Here is a 16,620-nt window from a genome sequence, read left to right on the forward strand (position 1 = left end):
AAATCTCAGACTTTCTTTTCTTTGTCCAAGATTTGGGGTGCGGTTCAATTCCGGGGCCGGTCCTCGCTTTTCCCCGCTGCTTGTTGCCTTCAAGCTGATAACGGGGAAGCGGGCAACGGAGCGTGCGAGTCGCCTTCGCCTCTTATGGGTGCGAAGGCCCCGATGCGACCTTTGCGCCCATGTGCGAGAAATCGAATTTGCCCGCGCCCTATGCGCGGGCAACCGCGCACCGCGCACGAAAAGGGGCGACCCGAAGGCCGCCCCTTGCAAAATGCGTATGTCCCGCACTGGCGATTCGCCAGATGCGATGCGTTCGCGCTACTCCGTCTGCTTCAGCAGGCCGTAACCGCCGTCGTCGCGACGATACAGCACGTTGACCAGGTTCGTGTCGCGGTCGGTGTAAGCGAAGAAGTCGTGACCCAGCAGGTCGATCTGCACCAGGGCCTCTTCCTCGGTCAGCGGCGCGAACTCGATCTCCTTCACGCGGACGACTTCCTCATCGGCGGTGAACTCCGCCATCAGGCTCTCGGGATCGAACTCGCCGACAGGGGCAACTGCGGCCTCGCGCGGCTTGCGGTCGAGCACGCGGGTCTTGAACTTGCGAAGCTGGCGAAGAACCTTGGCTGCCGCAACGTCGATGGCAGCGTACATGTCCTCTTCGGACTCCTCCACGCGTACGATGTGGCCCTTGGTGCGCAGCGTGACCTCGCAGATAGCGGGGGTGGCGTTGGCGGGGTTCTTCTCCACATGCAGCACGACTTCGGCATCCAGCGGATTGATGTCCATGACCTTCATGGAATTGCCGATTTTGTCTTCGGCGTACTCGCGCAGCGCATCGGTTACAGGCATTTTGCGTCCGGTGACGGTAATGCTCATGTCAATCACCTCTTCTTCGCGGCGGACAAAAAAGACCGACGGTGTTTTTCCTGCTCAGAGCCATAAAAAGCGCTTACATCATAGGTGGCAGGTTATCCCCTTCCGTCGAATCTGTGGGTACAGCATAGCGCACTTTATGTTGATTTAACCGGCGAATTCCCGGTATTTTCGGGTTCGTTCGTAAACGATTTGAAAACGTCAACGCCACGTTCCCGGGCGTGTCGCAACGCCGCCGTGATAGACTGTGCCGAATCCGCGAGGACGGCCCGCAAGGCGCCTATCGCGAAAGGCGACAGAGGGGCGTTCCTGATCCCCACCGGCTCGTTTCGCCATGGAACGGGCCTCATGAAAGAACAAGCTTCGTTTCGCGGGCTGCATAGGCGCTTCCCGCAAGTTAGGTAGGATATGACCGACAGCCGTATCTATATCAAAGAGGTGCAGGGCCACCAGCATCGCTACCAGAAGCTCATCCAGCTGACGCATTCGTCCACGAAGGCCGCCGGTGCCATGCTGCTTGCCGCCGTAGTGGCGCTCATCGTGGCAAACACCGCCGCGCACGAGCCGTTCCTGGAGTTCTGGCATTCGCACGTGGGCGTCTTCTTCGGCGAATCCGTCGTCGAGATGTCGCTTGCGCACGTGATCAACGACGTGTTCATGGCCGTGTTCTTCCTTTTGGTGGGCTTGGAAGTGAAATACGAGCTCACGGTGGGCGAGCTGACCAACATCCGCCAGGCGCTGCTGCCCATCATGGCGGCCGTCGGCGGCGTTTTGGCGCCTATCGCCATCTACCTGGTGTTCAACGCCGCCGACCCGCAAACCGTGGGCGGCTGGGGCGTGCCTACGGCAACCGACATCGCGTTCGCGTTAGGCATTCTGGCGCTTCTGGGCAACCGCGTGCCGGCCGGCGTGCGCGTGTTCCTCTCCACGCTCGCCGTCGCCGACGACATCATAGCCATCCTGGTCATCGCCATCTTCTACGGTCAAAGCCCGTCGCCGGCTTGGCTGTTGGCCGCGGGCGTGGTGCTCGCCGTGCTGGTTGCTATGAACAGGGGGCATGTGTACTCGCTGCTTCCGTATATGCTGGTGGGCGCCTTGCTGTGGTACTGCGTATATATGTCCGGCGTGCACTCCACCATCGCCGGCGTGCTGCTGGCGTTCGCCATCCCGTCCGGTTCGCGCGTGAACCTGCGCACCTTCGCCACCTGGTCCGACTCCAAGGTCCGAGAAGCGAATCGCGCCTTCGACCCTGAGGAGCCTGTTCTGGCGCAGGGCCGGTATATGGAAACCGTCCGGCATCTGTCGCACGTGGCCCGTCAGGTGGTGCCGCCGGCCACGCGCCTGGAGCACAAGCTGTATCCGTGGGTGTATTTCGGCATCTTGCCGCTGTTCGCCCTGACCAATGCCGACGTCAGCTTCGCCGGCATGGACGTGGGGTCGCTGTTCGCCTCTCCGGTGTTCTTCGGCATCTTTTTCGGCCTTCTGGTGGGCAAGCCGCTCGGCATCATGCTTATGAGCTTCCTAGTGGTGAAGCTCAAGCTGGCCAGCCTGCCCGAGAACGTCAACTGGCAGCACATGCTGGGCGCGTCCATCCTGGGCGGCGTCGGCTTCACCATGGCCATTTTCGTGGCGAACCTGGCCTTCGCCGATGCGGTGTTGGTGGCAACGGCGAAGCTGGGAATCCTGCTGGCATCGCTTGCTGCGGGCGTGCTGGGCTTCACCTTCCTGCTGGTGCAGGCGCGCGGCGCCCAGAAACAGGGCGTGGCGTTCGTCGATCCGGCCGCCGAGAGCGCCGACGAGGAGCTTGAGGCGCTGCCCACCGCGGCACGCGAGGCTGCGCTCGAGGGCCGCGAGATGCTGCACGACCTGGAGGAGGACGAGGAGCTCGACCCGCGCGGCGTAGCGTAGGAGCTGCGTTCGCTCCTTGAACGCCGCCGTTTGCGACGGGGCCGCCGCCGCAGTGTGCGCAAGCTGCGCAGGTGCGGCGCGCATCGGAATCATTGCGGTATACTTTTCGGCAGTTCAATCGCTTGCAACGTCGATGCGCTCATTCGCGCATCGGCCTATGGCGCCCCGCCGGCAAAGCCGGCGTTCGCGCTTGCGGGCGCTGCGTTTCGCGGCGCCCGCGTTTTCGACCAAGGAGGATCGCATGGAAGCTGCCGCTATCGTTTTGGCTGCGGGCGCGGGTACTCGCATGAAGTCCAAAAGGCCCAAGGTGGCACACGAGGTTTTGGGCAAGCCGCTCGTGCGCTGGGTGGTCGATGCCGCCCACGCCGCCGGCGTCACCCAGGTGGCAACGGTGGTCGGCCATGCCCGTGAGCAGGTCATCCCGCTGGTCGAGGGCGACACGCAGGTAGTGGTGCAGGAAGTGCAGAACGGCACGGCGGGCGCGGTGCTCGCCTGCGCCGACGCATTCGCCGGCTTCGACGGTTCCCTGTCGGTGCTCACCGGCGACTGCCCGCTCATCAAGCCCGAGACCATCGCCCGCCTGGCACAGGTGCGCGACGAGAACAACGCCGCCGTGGTGGTGCTCACCATGAAGCTGGATGACCCCACCGGCTACGGCCGCATCATCCGCGATGCCGACGGGCAGGTCGAGCGCATCGTCGAGCAGAAGGACGCCACGCCCGAGGAGGCGGCGGTCAACGAGTGCAACTCCGGCTTCTACTGCTTCGACGCCCGCGCCTTGTTCGACGCGTTGGCCCAGGTCAGCAATAACAACGCCCAGGGCGAGTTCTACCTCACCGACGTGCTCGAGATCTGCCGCAACGCCGGCCGTCCCGTGCTGGCGCTCGCCACCGACGACGCCGCCGAGTGTCTGGGCGTCAACTCCCGCATCCAGCTGGCCCAGGTCACCAAGGTCATGCAGCGCCGTATCAATCACGAGCATATGGCCGCCGGCGTCACCATGGTCGACCCCGACCAGGTGTGGATCGGCCCGGACGTGAAGATCGCCCAGGATGTCGAGCTGCTTCCCCAGGTCATGCTCATGGGCGCCACCGGGATCGGCGAGGATAGCGTCATCGGCCCGAACACGCGCCTGACCGACACGAAGGTCGGCCGCGGCTGCGTCATCGAGGAGACGGTGGCCATCGAGGCTCAGCTCGACGACGCCGCAACCGCCGGCCCGCGCGCCTACCTGCGCCCGGGCACGCACCTGTGCGAGGGCGCGAAGGCCGGCACGCACGTGGAGATCAAGAAGTCCACCATCGGCCGCGGCAGCAAGGTCCCGCACCTCAGCTACATCGGCGACACCACCATGGGCGAGGGCGTCAACATCGGCGCCGGTTCCATCACCTGCAACTATGACGGCAAGAAGAAATGGCCCACCACCATCGGCGACAACGTTTTCGTAGGCAGCGACACCATGATGGTGGCCCCCGTGACCATCGGCGACGGCGCCATCATCGGCGCGGCATCGTGCATCACCAAGGAGGTGGCGCCCGACGCGCTCGCGCTCACGCGTCCCGAGCAGAAGGAGATCCCCGGCTGGGCCGCCAAGAAACGCGCCCGCCAGGCCGCCGAAGGCAAGTAAACCGCGTTTGCCATAAGCCTTTCGCAATCCGCAGGGCCGGCTGGCCGTGAAGTCCTCATAGAGGGTTCGCGTGCCAGCTGGTCTTTTCCTTTTCCGCCAGGTAGAATGACTTCCGTATGAACAACTGCGAAGCGATGCGAAGGAGCACGCGCATGACTGCGGAAATGGAAAAGCGTAAGAGGATGGCAGTGTTTTCGGGTTCCTCGAACCTGAAGCTGGCCGACGAGATCGCACAGGAGCTGGGCATCTCCCTGGGCAATGTGAAGCTGGAGAAGTTCGCCAACGGCGAAATTTACGCTCGCTACCAGGAAAGCGTTCGCGGCGCCGATGTGTTCATCGTGCAGTCCGTGTGCTCGAGCCCCAACGGCTTCGACGTCAACGACAACCTCATGGAGCTGCTCATCATGATCGACGCCGCTAAGCGCGCCAGCGCGCACAGCGTCAGCGCCGTCATCACGCATTACGGTTACGCGCGCCAGGACCGCAAGGCCGCTCCGCGCGAGCCCATCACCGCTAAGCTGGTAGCCGACCTGCTCACCGCCGCCGGCGCCGACAACATCATCGCCATCGACCTGCACCAGGACGCCATCCAGGGCTTCTTCGACAAGCCGGTCAACCACATGACGGCCATGCCCATCTTCGTGGACTACTTCGAGCAGAAGGGCTTCAAGTCCGAGGAGCTGTGCGTGGTGTCTCCCGACGTGGGACGCGCAAAGGCCGCCAAGAAGTTCTCCACGCTGCTTGATTGCGACATCGCCATCATGCACAAGGACCGCCCGAAGCACAACCAGGCCGAGATCACGGCCCTGATCGGCGACGTGAAGGACAAGATCTGCATCCTCAACGACGACATGATCGATACCGCCGGCAGCCTGGTGGCCGCAGCCACCACGCTCAAGGCAAAGGGCGCGAAGAAGATTTACGCCTGCGCAACGCACGGCCTGTTCAGCGGCCCTGCCTACGAGCGACTTGAGAACTCCTGCATCGAGGAGGTCGTGGTCACCAACGCCGTGCCCGTGCCGCTCGAGCGCCAGACCGGCAAGATCAAGGTTGTCACGCTGGCCCCGCTGTTCGCGCAGACTATCAAGAACGTGTACAACAACGGCTCCGTCGCAAGCCTGTTCGAATAATCGTTTCGCCGCTCGGACTGCCGGCGAGCTTGCTTATCGTCGCAAGTCCTCGCGTCACGTCGTCCTCGCGCTCGTTTGCGCGCGGGGCTCCTTTGGGCCTCGCGTTGACGCGGTGGTTCGCGATGGGGTCCGGCTGCATGGGTGGCGTATCCCAAAACGGGGAAAGCCCGCCTGGCTTCGCAAGGGGCTCGGGCGGGCTTCGCTTGTCGTTGGGGTAAGACGCGCCGGGCTTGGAGACGTCGCGATGGCGTTCGAACCCCGTCGGCCCCGGCGAGCTTTCACTAGATAAAGGCTTCGGGCGCAGTCCAGGAATGCGCATACAAGAAGGAAAAGCATGTTTTTGATTGTCGGCCTGGGAAATCCAGGCGAGGAATACGAGCACACGCGCCACAACGCCGGCTTCGATTCGCTTGATCTGGTGGCCGAAGAGGTGGGCGCGCGCTATTGGAAGACCGAGTGCGGCGCGCTCACGGCCAAGGGCGTATGGCGCGACCACGATGTGGTGCTGGCAAAGCCGCAAAGCTATATGAACACGTCGGGCGGGCCGGTGAAGCAGCTGATGAACGCGTATGGCGTGAAGGCAGACCACCTGATCGTCATCCATGACGAGCTGGACATCGACCCGGGCACCATCCGCGTGAAGTTCGGCGGCGGCCACGCCGGCCATAATGGGCTGCGCAGCATCTGCGACAAGCTGGGCACGCGCGACTGGTTCCGCGTGCGCTGCGGCATCGGCCGCCCGCCGGGACGCATGCCGGTGGTCGATTGGGTGCTCGGCCGCCCGAAGAAGGAGCAGGCCGACGATTTCACCCAGGCAACGCACTTGGCAAGCCAAGCGGCCCTGGGCCTGGTCACGGATGGCCTGGAGAAAACCCAGCAGCGCTTCAACTAGCACTGCGGGGCAAACAGGGGGCGCGGTGGGGTGTGAACAGGGGACGATGGCGCGTTCAGGTTGGGTGCCTTTCGTGGACGCAAGGCACCCAACCTGAACGCGCCATCGTCCCCTGTCGCTAGCTTCTCTGCGTGCCTGTTAGCCGTGCTCGAGCGGCGCGCGAAAGGAGGGCCCTTTGCCTGCAACTGACAAACGCGCTGCGTATTCGTTGTTCGCGCTCGTGGTCCTCACCGCGGCGTGCGGTAACCTGTCGCAAACCGCCGTGAACGCCATGATGATGGGTATTGTGGCGGATATGGGCGTTACCGTGGAGCTTGGCCAGTGGTTGAGCACCGGCTACATGCTCATGCTCGGGGTTGCCGTGCCCGCTGTCACGTGGATTTCCAAACGCTTCAGCGCAAGGCAGCATATGCTTCTCGGTCTGGGGCTTTCCCTTGCGGGTTCGCTCATATGCCTGGCTGCGCCCGGCTTCTGGGTGCTGTTGGCCGGACGCATCCTGCAGGCGGTTTCCACCGGTATCCTTTTGCCGTTCATGACCACCATCGCCATGGTCAGCTTCCCTCCGGGCCGTCAGGCCACGGCCATGGGCATCGCGGGGGTGGCTATGGGCTTCGCGCCCAATATCGGGCCCACCGTGGGCGGCGCTATGGCGTCGGCATGGGGCTGGCGCAGCTTCTTCGTTCTTCTGGCGGCTCTGACCTGCGTGTTGACGCTGTGCGCCCTGGTGCTGGTGAAGCCCTCGAAGCCGCATGATGCTGCTGCTCGCCTGGACGCGGTCTCGCTTTCCTTGTCCACCCTGGGCCTGGGAGGCGTGCTGCTGGGCTTCAGCAACGCATCGTCCTTCGCCCTAAGCAGCCCCTATGTATGGGTCCCGCTTGTCGCGGGCGCGGCTCTGTGCGTGGCGTTCATCGTGCGCCAAAAGCGCTTGGAAAGCCCGCTCATCGATCTGGGCGTATTCCGCTCGGCCCGCTTCAACGCCGGTTTCGCGGCGCAGAACCTGCTGTTCGCCTCCTTCATGGGCGTCACGCTGGTGGTGCCGTTGTATGTGGAAGGCCTGTGCGGCGGCACGGCGCTTCAGGCGGGTATGGTGTTGCTGCCGGGCACCGTCGCCGCGTTGGTGCTCAACCCGCTCGGCGGCGTGCTGACCGACCGCATAGGCGCGCGAAGGGTGTGTCTGGTTGGCGGGCTTATGCTCTCCGCCGGCGCCGTTCCCATGTGCTTTCTCGATGCCGCCTCGCCGCTGTGGCGGGCGGTCGTGTTCCAAGGCGTACGCGCATGCGGCGTGTCGCTGCTCATCGGGCCGCTTACCCAGTGGAGCCTGGCCGACCTGCCGCGGCCGCTCGTGCCGCACGGCAGCTCGCTGTCCATCGCGGTGCGCCAGGCCTGTGCCGGCTTCGGCACGTCGGCCATGGTGCTGGCTATCTCGGCGGGGCAGGGGATAGCCGCCCGCGGCGGCCTTGCCGGCGGGCTGCAGGCCGCGCCTGACGCGCTCACGGCGCTGCCGTACCACTTGGCGTTCGGCTTCTCGGCGGTGCTGTCGCTGTGCGTGCTCGCGGCTATCGCGTGGAAGGTCCGTTAGCGCATCTTGTGCCGTTCGCGGCCGTTTTCGCGCCAGCGGTTGCACGTTCCCGCACGTCTGGTATACTTCACTTCAGCACTCTACTGTGATAAAGTGATTGCTAAGGAACCAAGCAGCCATGCCCGCGGGCATGCGCGGAAGGGAAGGGAACATGAAGAAGAAGCTCCTCGGCCTGGTGGCATGCGTTGCCACGTTGGCCCTGTCCGGCGCCCTGCTGGCGGGTTGCTCGGGGTCTGGCGACAAGACCGGCGGCGACTCCGCTGACGGCAAGGAAACCCTGACGGTCGGCTTCGACCAAAGCTATCCGCCGTACGGCTTCGTCGGCGACGACGGCAAGTACACCGGTTTCGACCTGGATCTGGCTCAGGCCGTGTGCGACAAGAACGGCTGGGAGCTGAAGCTGTCCGCCATCGATTGGGATGCCAAGGACGCGCTGCTGGCCCAGGGCAACATCAACTGCATCTGGAACGGCTTCACCATGGAGGGTCGCGAGGGTGGCTACACCTTCTCCGATCCCTACATGCTCAATGAGCAGGTCATCGTCGTGAAGGCCGGTAGCGACATCTCCGATTTCGCAGGCCTGTCCGGCAAGACCGTCATGACCCAGGTCGACTCCGCTGCGCTTGACGTGCTCGAGGGCGACCAGGCTGAAGTGGCCGCCACCTTCAAGGGCGGTGCCGCTCAGACCATCGGCGACTACAACAACGCCTTCATGCAGCTTGATTCCGGCATGATCGATGCCGTCGCCTGCGACTTGTCCATTGCGCAGTACCAGATCGCCGCGAACCCCGACAAGTACGTGCAGCTGTCCACCCCGCTGTCCACTGAGCACTACGCCGTGGGCTTCAAGAAGGGCGACACCGAGCTGGCTCAGAAGGTCACCGAGACTCTGAAGCAGCTCGACGCTGACGGCACCGTCAAGCAGCTGTGCGAGAAGTACGCCAGCTACGGCATCAGCTACGACAACTGGGTGCTCGGCAAGTAATGCCCCCGCTTGCCCCCGGCAAGCAGCTTGATAGCGTATCCTATTAGGGCCGGAGATGCGAACCCTTGCCCCCTATGCACGATGCGACGCGTTTTGAAACCGCGTTCACGTGCATGGCGGGCGGGGGAAGCTTCCCCGGCCTTCCGGCTGCTTTTTCCCGCCAACCTGCGAAGGTTGGCATTCGGCGTGTTAAGACAAGAGCGTTTCTCTTGGAAGGAGACCAATGGAATTCGGAACCATGATGGGGCTGCTGCTCTCCGGCCTGCAGTTCACCGCCATCATCTTCGTGGTCACGCTTGTGGGTGCGTTGCCCCTCGGCGTGCTGGTGGCGCTTGGTCGCATGAGCAAGTTCAAGCCGCTGTCGCTTTTGGTGCAGTTCTATATATCGGTCATGCGCGGCACGCCGCTTATGCTGCAGCTGATGATGTGGATGTTCGGTCCGTTCTATCTGTTCGGCGCCTCCATGGGCCCGAATTGGAAGTACTTCGCCTGCTGCATCGGTTTCATCCTGAACTATGCTGCCTACTTCGGCGAGATCTACCGCAGCGGCATCCAGTCCATCCCGCGCGGCCAGTACGAGGCCGCCGAGGTGCTTGGTTACACGCGCACGCAGACCTTCATGAAGATCATCCTGCCGCAGGTGTTCAAGCGCATCCTTCCCGCCATGGGCAACGAGGTCATCACGCTGGTTAAAGACACGTCGTTGGCGTTCGTGCTCGGCATCATGGAGATGTTCACGCAGGCCAAGGCCATCGCCGCTGCGCAAACCAGCATGATGCCCTACGTTATCGCCGGTCTGATCTACTGGGTGTTCAACTTCGTGGTGGTCATGGTGCTCAACCGCGTCGAGAAAAGGATGAACTACTATCATGACTAACCCCCTTGTTTCCCTTTCGCACGCACGCAAGAGCTTCGGTAAAACCGAGGTGCTCAAAGATATCTCCCTGTCGGTGGAGCAGGGCCAGGTCGTCGCCATCATCGGCCCTTCCGGTGGCGGCAAATCCACGCTTCTGCGTTGCATGACGCTGCTTGAAACCCTTGACGGCGGCAGCCTGTTCTACGGCGACCTTGCCGTGGCGACCGACAACGGTTCCGGTTCCGTGTACGGCGGCAAGGCCGTGCTCTCGCAGGCGAAAACGCGTTTCGGCCTGGTGTTCCAGAACTTCAACCTGTTCCCGCACTACACGGTGCTGAAGAACATCACCGACGCGCCGCTGTCCGTGCAGAAGCGCCCTAAGGACCAGGTCATGGCCCAGGCCAACGAGCTATTGGTGAAAATGGGCCTGGAGGGCAAGGAGAACATGGTTCCCTGCGAACTCTCCGGCGGCCAGCAGCAGCGCGTGGCCATCGCGCGCGCCCTGGCCCTGAACCCCGACGTGCTGTTCTTCGACGAGCCCACCAGCGCCCTTGACCCCGAGCTCACCAAAGGCGTGCTCAAGGTCATCCGCGACCTTGCCGACGAGCATATGACCATGGTCATCGTCACGCACGAGATGAGCTTCGCCCGCGACGTCGCCGACCACATCATCTTCATGGACGGCGGCTACATCGTGGAGGAGGGCCCTGCCGAGCAGGTGATCAACAACCCGCAACAGGAGCGCACGAAGCTGTTCTTGGCGAACTACGGGGATTAACGAAACGGTTTGCGGCGCGCAATGCGCTGCAGGGGAAAGCGCCCGGGCATCCGGGCGCTTTTGCATGGGAAAGGCGGAAGCTTGGAAGAGAAAGATCCTCAGGCGTCGTTGGCGGCAACACGTGCCGACGAAGCGCAGGCGCTCTCGACGGGTGCAGGAAACGCGCACGTCGCCGCTTTTGCGGCGGGCCAGGCCCAGTCATCGGCTGCCGGCAACAGCACGGTGACATTCTACATCACGCGGCATGGGCAGACGGTCTACAACGTCGCAAGCCGCGTGCAGGGCTGGTGCGATTCGCAGCTCACCGATGAGGGCATCCGCGTGGCTCGCTTGCTGGGCCGCGGCCTGGCGGAGGTCCCGTTCGCGCAGGCCTACTGCAGCGATGCCGGTCGCGCCGTGCAAACGCTCAACGCGGTGCTCGCCGCCAGGGCCAAGGAGAACCCGCAGGCCGAACCGCCGTTCATTCACGTTCCCGACCCGCGCCTTCGCGAATGGTGCTACGGCAACCTTGAAGCGGGGCCGGGGACCGAGCTGCACGCGGCGCTTACCCGCGGGTTCGGCGAGGATCTGCCCTTCGACGAGTTGAACCGGCGCCTGCCTCAGGTGGCCGAGGTGCTGGCCGACCAAGACGACACCGGCCGCGCGGAACGCTTCGACCAGGTGAAGGCGCGCCTGGAAAGCTTCTTCAGCGAAGCGGGAAAGCAAGCGCTTGCCGTGGGCGGCGGCAACGTGCTGGTGGTCACGCATTCGTTCGTGGTGCGATCGGTCATGTACCTGCTGGATCCTTCGCGTGTGAACGACCCGCTCAAGATCAAGAACGCCAGCGTCACCCAGGTGACATACGACGGCGAAACTTTCACGCTAGGGGAGACGGCATCTACCCGCTGGCTGGGCGAGATGCCGCCGGAAGCCAACGCCATCCCCTTCGGGTTCCGCATGTAGATTGTCATTTCCTAGCGAACGCAAAAGGCCCGGGGACGTGTCCCCGGGCCTTTCTCATGGCGTATGAGCTGTGTTGCCGTTACTGGTGGTACTTCGTCAGCGTCGGCGTGGTTGCCAGCTGCAGGTCGCCCTCGACGCCTGCCGGCAGGGTGACCGTGTAGCTGTAAGTTACGGTGGACTCCACAGGCAGCGGGTTGTTCGGCTTGGGCAGCACCGTGAAATCGCCCACCTGGCAGGTGAAGGTGACATCAAGACCCTGATAGGTGGCCTTGCCGAGCGTGGCACCGTTCGAAGCCGTCACGTCGGAGATCGTGCCGCCTGCAGGTGCATAGAAGTAGATGAACGGGTCGGCATCGCCCAGACTTTTATCGTTGTCCGAGACGATGTAGCTGCCGCCTTGCTTGGCTTCCTGCGCGGTCATGAAGTTCGTCAGCGTGGTGGTCACGTGATAGGTGCGGGAGCCGTCGTTGCCCGTGACGGGGCTGGAGATCTGGGTATCCATGCCCAGCCACCAGCCAAGCTTGCTGCCCGCCCAGAAGTTGACGAACACGCCAAGGGTGGGCTCCTGCTCGGAAGCTGCGGTCATGGAGCCCGAATAGCCCATGTCCTCGATGTAGCCCTGCTCGGTGGCGTCGGCCAGCCAGATCATGACACGGCGATCCTCAAGGCCGCCCATCATGGTGGAGACCAGCTTCATGAGCGAGGATGCGTTCATGTTCTCCAAAGCCGAATCGAACGCGTATTCCGCGGCCTCGGCGAACAGGGCGTCGCACAGGTCGTTGCCCTCGGGCATGTTCGATCCGCTGGACAGGTACTTCCAATACAGGTCGTGCTGCAGCACCTTCGTGGCGTTCGTGCCGTCGATGGTGGTGCCGTCGGACAGCGTGAAGCTATCGCCCGTGGCTGCCAGCAGGTCTTGGACCATGGTGGGGGTGATGGAGATGACGCCGTCGACGGACTGCTCGGTCTTCTCCTGATGGGCGGCCGCCCAAATGCCGGCGACGCGCGGGTAGTCGGGGTTGAAGCTGTTATCCCAGGAATACTGCGTGTACCAGGGGTAGAACAGCGCGTTCTCCTCGTCGGTGATGGCGCACTGCGCGGGCGTCTCCTCGGCCATCATGTCGTAGACCTTGGTGAAATCGCCCAGCTCGATGGCGCCGTTGTCGATGGAGACGGTGCCCATGGAGCCGGGGAAGCCGCCCGAGGCGCGGATCTCGGCGGTGTTCTGCGCGGCCAGCAGGTACGTGCGGTTGCCGTTCGCGCCGAGCATGGAGCCGATGATGGGCGCGAAGGTGTTCGCCTCCTGGAAGACGTCGTTGATGCCGGTGATCTTCTCCTGGGCGGGCCCCACCAGCTTCTGCAGCTTCTCGATGTGGAAAGCGGGAAGCGAGGTCAGTTCGTCGGTGCAGCGCTGCATGGCCGGGGCGCCGTTTTGGATGGCGCCGAGCAGCGTGGTGATGGCGGCGATGTTCAGCTTGCCGTCGGCATCGATGCAGGCGGACGGCGGCGTGGTGGACAGGCTGCTGGTCAGCGGCACGATGGCGTTGTCGGATGCGTCGGCCAGGGCGGATGCGATGGTCTGCACTCCCTTCACGTCGCTGCCTACGACGGGCAGCATGGCGGCCACGTCCCAAACGGGGGAGGAGAGCTCCTCGTTCATGGCCTGTGCCGAAGACTGCAGGTTGGAGGCGTTCTTCGCCGCCGTTGCGAAGTCCTGCCCGGCGATGGCGGTCTGAATGCCGTTGACGTTGGAAAGCGCGGTTTCGGCCTGGGCTTTCACGTCCTTTGCGGACAGCGCCAGCGCCGCGCCGTAGCCGCACGCGCCCACCAGCAGGCACGCGATGACGATGATGCAGACGATCAGCTTGGTGTGCTTCTTGCGGCGCTTCTTCTTCACGCGGATCATGCCGTCGTGCTCATGGTTGTTCGGAAGCGGCTGGAAGTTGAAGTCTTGCCTTCCGTATGGGTTGCCGTACCCGTTTTGCGGCGGCTGCTGCCCGGGCTGCTGGGCGTAGCGCGGCTGCTGATACGGGGGGCGCTGATATGCTTGCTGGCCGTATGGCTGTTGCGGGCGCGCCGGTGCTTGCCGGCCCATGTTGGCGGGACGGTTGGCCTGTTGCCCATATGCCTGGTCCGGGCGCGAATGCTTTCCGTTGTTCTGCATAACACTCCTGACTTGCCTGTAACTACAAGGAGAAAGTGTATCACGCGCGGTGTCGGCGGGGGACATTTGCACGCGAAGCCCAGATGACGGGCTTATCGGGAAGCCATCTGCCGATGGGCCTGTCATCAACGACGGCTTTTGCGCTATATGCGAGCGTTCGCCAAGCATGCAGGTTTCGGATACATAACGCTACGTCTCCAGGCGTAAGACGGGGAGCGATTAGCGAACGCAAAAAGCCCGGGAATAGGTCCCCGGGCCTTTTGCGCGCTATGTGCGTCCTTGTTTATCAGTGGTTCTCGATGACGTGCGGGATGACGCGGTGCCACGCCGTTCCGGTCTCCTGGTCGTAGATGACGTCGTTGGCCATCTCGTCGATGTAGAAGGAGATGTACGTCCCGCTCGAGTCCCTCGTCAGGCAGGAGCACCTTCCCTGGTTCAACATCATGTCGACGACGCCGTTGCAGAATTCGAACTTCACGGGCCCGGAAGGCTGGGGCCTGCCAAGGGCGCGCGAGTCGATGAGCGAGTAATAGTCGTAGGTCACCAGATCGCCCTTTGCAAGGAAGTCGATATAGCGGGGCTCCTGGGCGTTCGGATCGGGGCTCCAAAGGCCCACGATCATGTCGTTCGTCAGCGTGGTCTCGGGCATGGGCGCCGTCTGCCCGCTGCTGGAAGCGCTCGACCCGCTGTTAGCGGAGCTGCCGCCGGTCGATCCGCTCGGCTTGCTCTCGGTTGCGGGCAGGCCGCTGTTGGCGGATCTGCCGCCGGAAGACTCGCTCGGCTTGGATTCGGTCTCCTTGCCCGTGCTCGAGCTGTTCGAGCTGCTCGTCGAGCCGGAACTCGAGCTGCTTTCAGCGGGTTTATCCTGGGTTTTGCCCTTGCTCGTCGAGTCAGCCTGCACCTTGAGGTCTCCCGCCTCGGTTCCGCCGAACAGCTTCACCTTGACGTTGCGCTGCGATTCGATGAAGTTGGCGTCCGCGCCCACGCGCTCAAGGTATTCGGCGGAATCGTCCCCGATGTTCTTCTTCGCCGTGCTCAGGCTTTTCGACAGCGTGGGGTAGTTGCCGTTTTCATCGGGGGTCAAAAACGCGGTCAGCACGCCTTGGAGCATGGCGACGTTGTAGACGTGCGAGATCGACCCGGTGTTGCCGAAAACGGCCGTCGCGCCGTTGTCCAGGAACGCGTCGGCCAGCTGGCTGTCCTCGCCCGTGCTGCAGGCGCACAGGTAGACGACCGACCCGCCCATGCCGCGCACGTAGCGCTTGACGAAGCCGGGCGTGATCGCAAGGTGGCTGTCGGGATCCCCGGCAACGTTGACGATCGTGGCGCGATCGTTCTTGATCTCGATGAGCTGGGATTTGTCGCTTAGGTCGGAATCGATCCCGGTGTCAAGGACGCTGCCGGTCTTGCGGTTGTACCCGCCGTGGCCGGCCCAGATGAGAAGCTGCTGCTTGCCACCGAGCTCTTTAAGCCCGGCAAGCGTGGTGTTGCTCGGGGTTTTTGCCGTGGAGGCGGACCATTTCGAGGAAGTTGCGGAAAACGCGCTGGTGATAGTGCTGATCGCCGCGAGCGAATCGGATCTTCCCGTGGTTTCCACCGAGCTGACGGTGGCTTCGGAATCGGTGCTCAAGGCATCGATTCCCTCGGGCGCGGCAATGTAGAGGTACGACAGGCCGTTTTCGAACTTGAAGTACACGCTGTTGTCGTCGGCGGTGTAAGAGGACACGACTCCTTGCGCCTCAAGCTCCTTCGCGTAGGCTTTTTGCGCCGCTATGGCGTTTTTGACGTCGTCCTCGGTTTGGAATCCGCCTGATGCATACGTCGCGGCGTTCTGGTCGATTTGATCGAGGGTATCCTCGAACTCGGCGATCTCAGCCTTGGAAAGCTCGGGAGCGGTGAATTCCTCCCAGATATCTAAGGCGAAGTTCGTTCCCGTGAGGAAGTATTGCACCGCAAGGACGACGATCGCGGCGATGACGATGAACGCCACGGTATTATCGCCGCTGCCGTTCTTGGAGCCGTTCGATGAGCTTTGCGAGGGCTTGTCGGGCGTTGCCATAGCTTCTCCTTGGCGTTCGTCTGCATGATGGAGCGTCGCTTCACATCATACGAGATGAACGCGCTGTCTGGGAGAGCTTTGTGCGCGTTGGCGAACTTTCATTCCTGGGCGGCGGTGGGTTGCCCGGCGGCGCGGGCCCTGGGTTTGGTGCCGGTGCTTATCCGGTCCGTACTCCCCAGGCGGGGCGGGTTTAAGACCGAGCGGTTGACGTGTCCCGGTTCGCCGGGTTCCGCTTTCCGTGCGCTTGCAGACCGCAAAACGAAAAACGCCCCGGAATGGTTCCGGGGCGTTGGCTTCGCGTTGACGGTCGTCGTCGGCGCTTATAGCTTGAGGCGGCTCAGCGACCGCTTTAGTTCTTATTGCACGGCTTGTGCGATGCTACTTGGAGAAGCGGCTATAGTCGTAACCGCCCTCGCCGCCGCGCTTCTTGTTGTTGGCCTTGTGCTGGTTGCCGTTCTGGGCCTTGCGCTCCTTCTTGTGCAGACGAGCCTGGGCGTTCTTGGCGTTGCGGCGGGAGCGGAACTCCTCGTCGGAGAGCCATTCGCCGTTGCGGCCGGCGCCGCCCTTGCCGCGATAGCCGCCCTTGTTGCCGCCGCGATCGTTGCGGTTGTCGCGGTCGAAGCGGCCGCCACGGTCGTTGCGGTCCTTGCGGTCGAAGTGGCCCTTGCCGCCGCGGCCGCCGCGCTCGCCGCGGGTGACCAGCGCATCGTCCTCGCGACGGCGACGACCCTCGCCGGCGTTGGGCCTGCGGCCCTCGCGCTCAGCGCGCTCGGCGTGCTTCTCGCCGGTGCGGCGGGCGCCTGCCGGCTTGTTGCCGCCGCGGCGCG

12 protein-coding genes and 1 pseudogene are annotated in these 16,620 nt (G+C 63.5%); 9 read left to right on the forward strand and 4 right to left on the reverse strand.

Translation table 11 applies throughout. The annotated features are described in order from the left end of the window. Window positions 1-318: 318 nt before the first annotated feature. Window positions 319-876 (reverse strand): ribosome hibernation-promoting factor, HPF/YfiA family, encoded by a 558-nt coding sequence (hpf, locus tag DW178_RS05490; protein WP_042435669.1) that lies wholly within the window; start codon window positions 874-876, stop codon window positions 319-321. Between the two features lie 405 nt (window positions 877-1,281). Between hpf and nhaA the strand changes: the two genes are divergently transcribed. From nhaA to DW178_RS05535, 9 genes are all read left to right on the forward strand, one after another. Beyond that, window positions 1,282-2,781: a Na+/H+ antiporter NhaA gene (nhaA, locus tag DW178_RS05495; RefSeq protein WP_118350076.1), complete on the forward strand. Its 1,500-nt coding sequence runs from the start codon at window positions 1,282-1,284 to the stop codon at window positions 2,779-2,781. A 241-nt stretch (window positions 2,782-3,022) separates the two neighbouring features. Continuing rightward, window positions 3,023-4,408: a bifunctional UDP-N-acetylglucosamine diphosphorylase/glucosamine-1-phosphate N-acetyltransferase GlmU gene (gene glmU / locus DW178_RS05500; protein WP_118350077.1), complete on the forward strand. Its 1,386-nt coding sequence runs from the start codon at window positions 3,023-3,025 to the stop codon at window positions 4,406-4,408. A gap of 152 nt (window positions 4,409-4,560) precedes the next feature. Continuing rightward, window positions 4,561-5,538: a ribose-phosphate diphosphokinase gene (locus DW178_RS05505; RefSeq protein ID WP_181859389.1), complete on the forward strand. Its 978-nt coding sequence runs from the start codon at window positions 4,561-4,563 to the stop codon at window positions 5,536-5,538. A gap of 334 nt (window positions 5,539-5,872) precedes the next feature. Next, entirely contained in the window at window positions 5,873-6,430 is a 558-nt protein-coding gene (gene pth / locus DW178_RS05510; RefSeq protein WP_042435677.1) for an aminoacyl-tRNA hydrolase, read from the forward strand. 175 nt (window positions 6,431-6,605) lie between these two features. After that, entirely contained in the window at window positions 6,606-8,009 is a 1,404-nt protein-coding gene (locus DW178_RS05515; protein WP_286168527.1) for an MFS transporter, read from the forward strand. A gap of 151 nt (window positions 8,010-8,160) precedes the next feature. Next, on the forward strand, window positions 8,161-8,994 hold the full coding sequence (locus DW178_RS05520; protein WP_118350136.1) for a transporter substrate-binding domain-containing protein: 834 nt from the start codon (window positions 8,161-8,163) through the stop codon (window positions 8,992-8,994). Window positions 8,995-9,217: 223 nt separating this feature from the next. After that, complete coding sequence (locus DW178_RS05525) at window positions 9,218-9,871, forward strand: amino acid ABC transporter permease (RefSeq protein WP_118350078.1); 654 nt, start codon at window positions 9,218-9,220, stop codon at window positions 9,869-9,871. Further along, window positions 9,864-10,628, forward strand: a complete 765-nt coding sequence (locus DW178_RS05530) for an amino acid ABC transporter ATP-binding protein (protein WP_118350079.1) — start codon at window positions 9,864-9,866, stop codon at window positions 10,626-10,628. Before DW178_RS05525 ends, DW178_RS05530 begins: the two co-directional genes overlap by 8 nt. 81 nt (window positions 10,629-10,709) lie before the next feature. Then, window positions 10,710-11,570, forward strand: a complete 861-nt coding sequence (locus tag DW178_RS05535) for a histidine phosphatase family protein (protein ID WP_286168528.1) — start codon at window positions 10,710-10,712, stop codon at window positions 11,568-11,570. A 79-nt stretch (window positions 11,571-11,649) separates the two neighbouring features. Here DW178_RS05535 and DW178_RS05540 read toward each other — a convergent pair whose 3' ends face one another. The 3 genes and pseudogenes from DW178_RS05540 to DW178_RS11530 all read right to left on the reverse strand — a co-directional run. After that, on the reverse strand, window positions 11,650-13,734 hold the full coding sequence (locus tag DW178_RS05540) for a DUF4012 domain-containing protein (RefSeq protein ID WP_158574077.1): 2,085 nt from the start codon (window positions 13,732-13,734) through the stop codon (window positions 11,650-11,652). Between the two features lie 286 nt (window positions 13,735-14,020). Further along, window positions 14,021-15,793 (reverse strand): hypothetical protein, encoded by a 1,773-nt coding sequence (locus DW178_RS05545; protein ID WP_118350082.1) that lies wholly within the window; start codon window positions 15,791-15,793, stop codon window positions 14,021-14,023. 378 nt (window positions 15,794-16,171) lie between these two features. After that, a pseudogene (locus tag DW178_RS11530) lies at window positions 16,172-16,620 on the reverse strand (hypothetical protein); the annotation flags it as partial.

Source organism: Eggerthella sp. AM16-19 (assembly GCF_003474385.1).
Taxonomy (GTDB): domain Bacteria; phylum Actinomycetota; class Coriobacteriia; order Coriobacteriales; family Eggerthellaceae; genus Senegalimassilia.

Excerpts from the sequence above, each read along its gene's own strand:
- DW178_RS05520 (WP_118350136.1), top strand. The coding sequence starts at position 8,161 with ATGAAGAAGAAGCTCCTCGGCCTGGTGGCATGCGTTGCCACGTTGGCC.
- glmU (WP_118350077.1), top strand. The coding sequence starts at position 3,023 with ATGGAAGCTGCCGCTATCGTTTTGGCTGCGGGCGCGGGTACTCGCATG.
- hpf (WP_042435669.1), bottom strand. The coding sequence starts at position 876 with ATGAGCATTACCGTCACCGGACGCAAAATGCCTGTAACCGATGCGCTG.
- DW178_RS05540 (WP_158574077.1), bottom strand. The coding sequence starts at position 13,734 with ATGCAGAACAACGGAAAGCATTCGCGCCCGGACCAGGCATATGGGCAA.
- pth (WP_042435677.1), top strand. The coding sequence starts at position 5,873 with ATGTTTTTGATTGTCGGCCTGGGAAATCCAGGCGAGGAATACGAGCAC.
- DW178_RS05525 (WP_118350078.1), top strand. The coding sequence starts at position 9,218 with ATGGAATTCGGAACCATGATGGGGCTGCTGCTCTCCGGCCTGCAGTTC.
- DW178_RS05505 (WP_181859389.1), top strand. The coding sequence starts at position 4,561 with ATGACTGCGGAAATGGAAAAGCGTAAGAGGATGGCAGTGTTTTCGGGT.
- DW178_RS05530 (WP_118350079.1), top strand. The coding sequence starts at position 9,864 with ATGACTAACCCCCTTGTTTCCCTTTCGCACGCACGCAAGAGCTTCGGT.
- nhaA (WP_118350076.1), top strand. The coding sequence starts at position 1,282 with ATGACCGACAGCCGTATCTATATCAAAGAGGTGCAGGGCCACCAGCAT.
- DW178_RS05545 (WP_118350082.1), bottom strand. The coding sequence starts at position 15,793 with ATGGCAACGCCCGACAAGCCCTCGCAAAGCTCATCGAACGGCTCCAAG.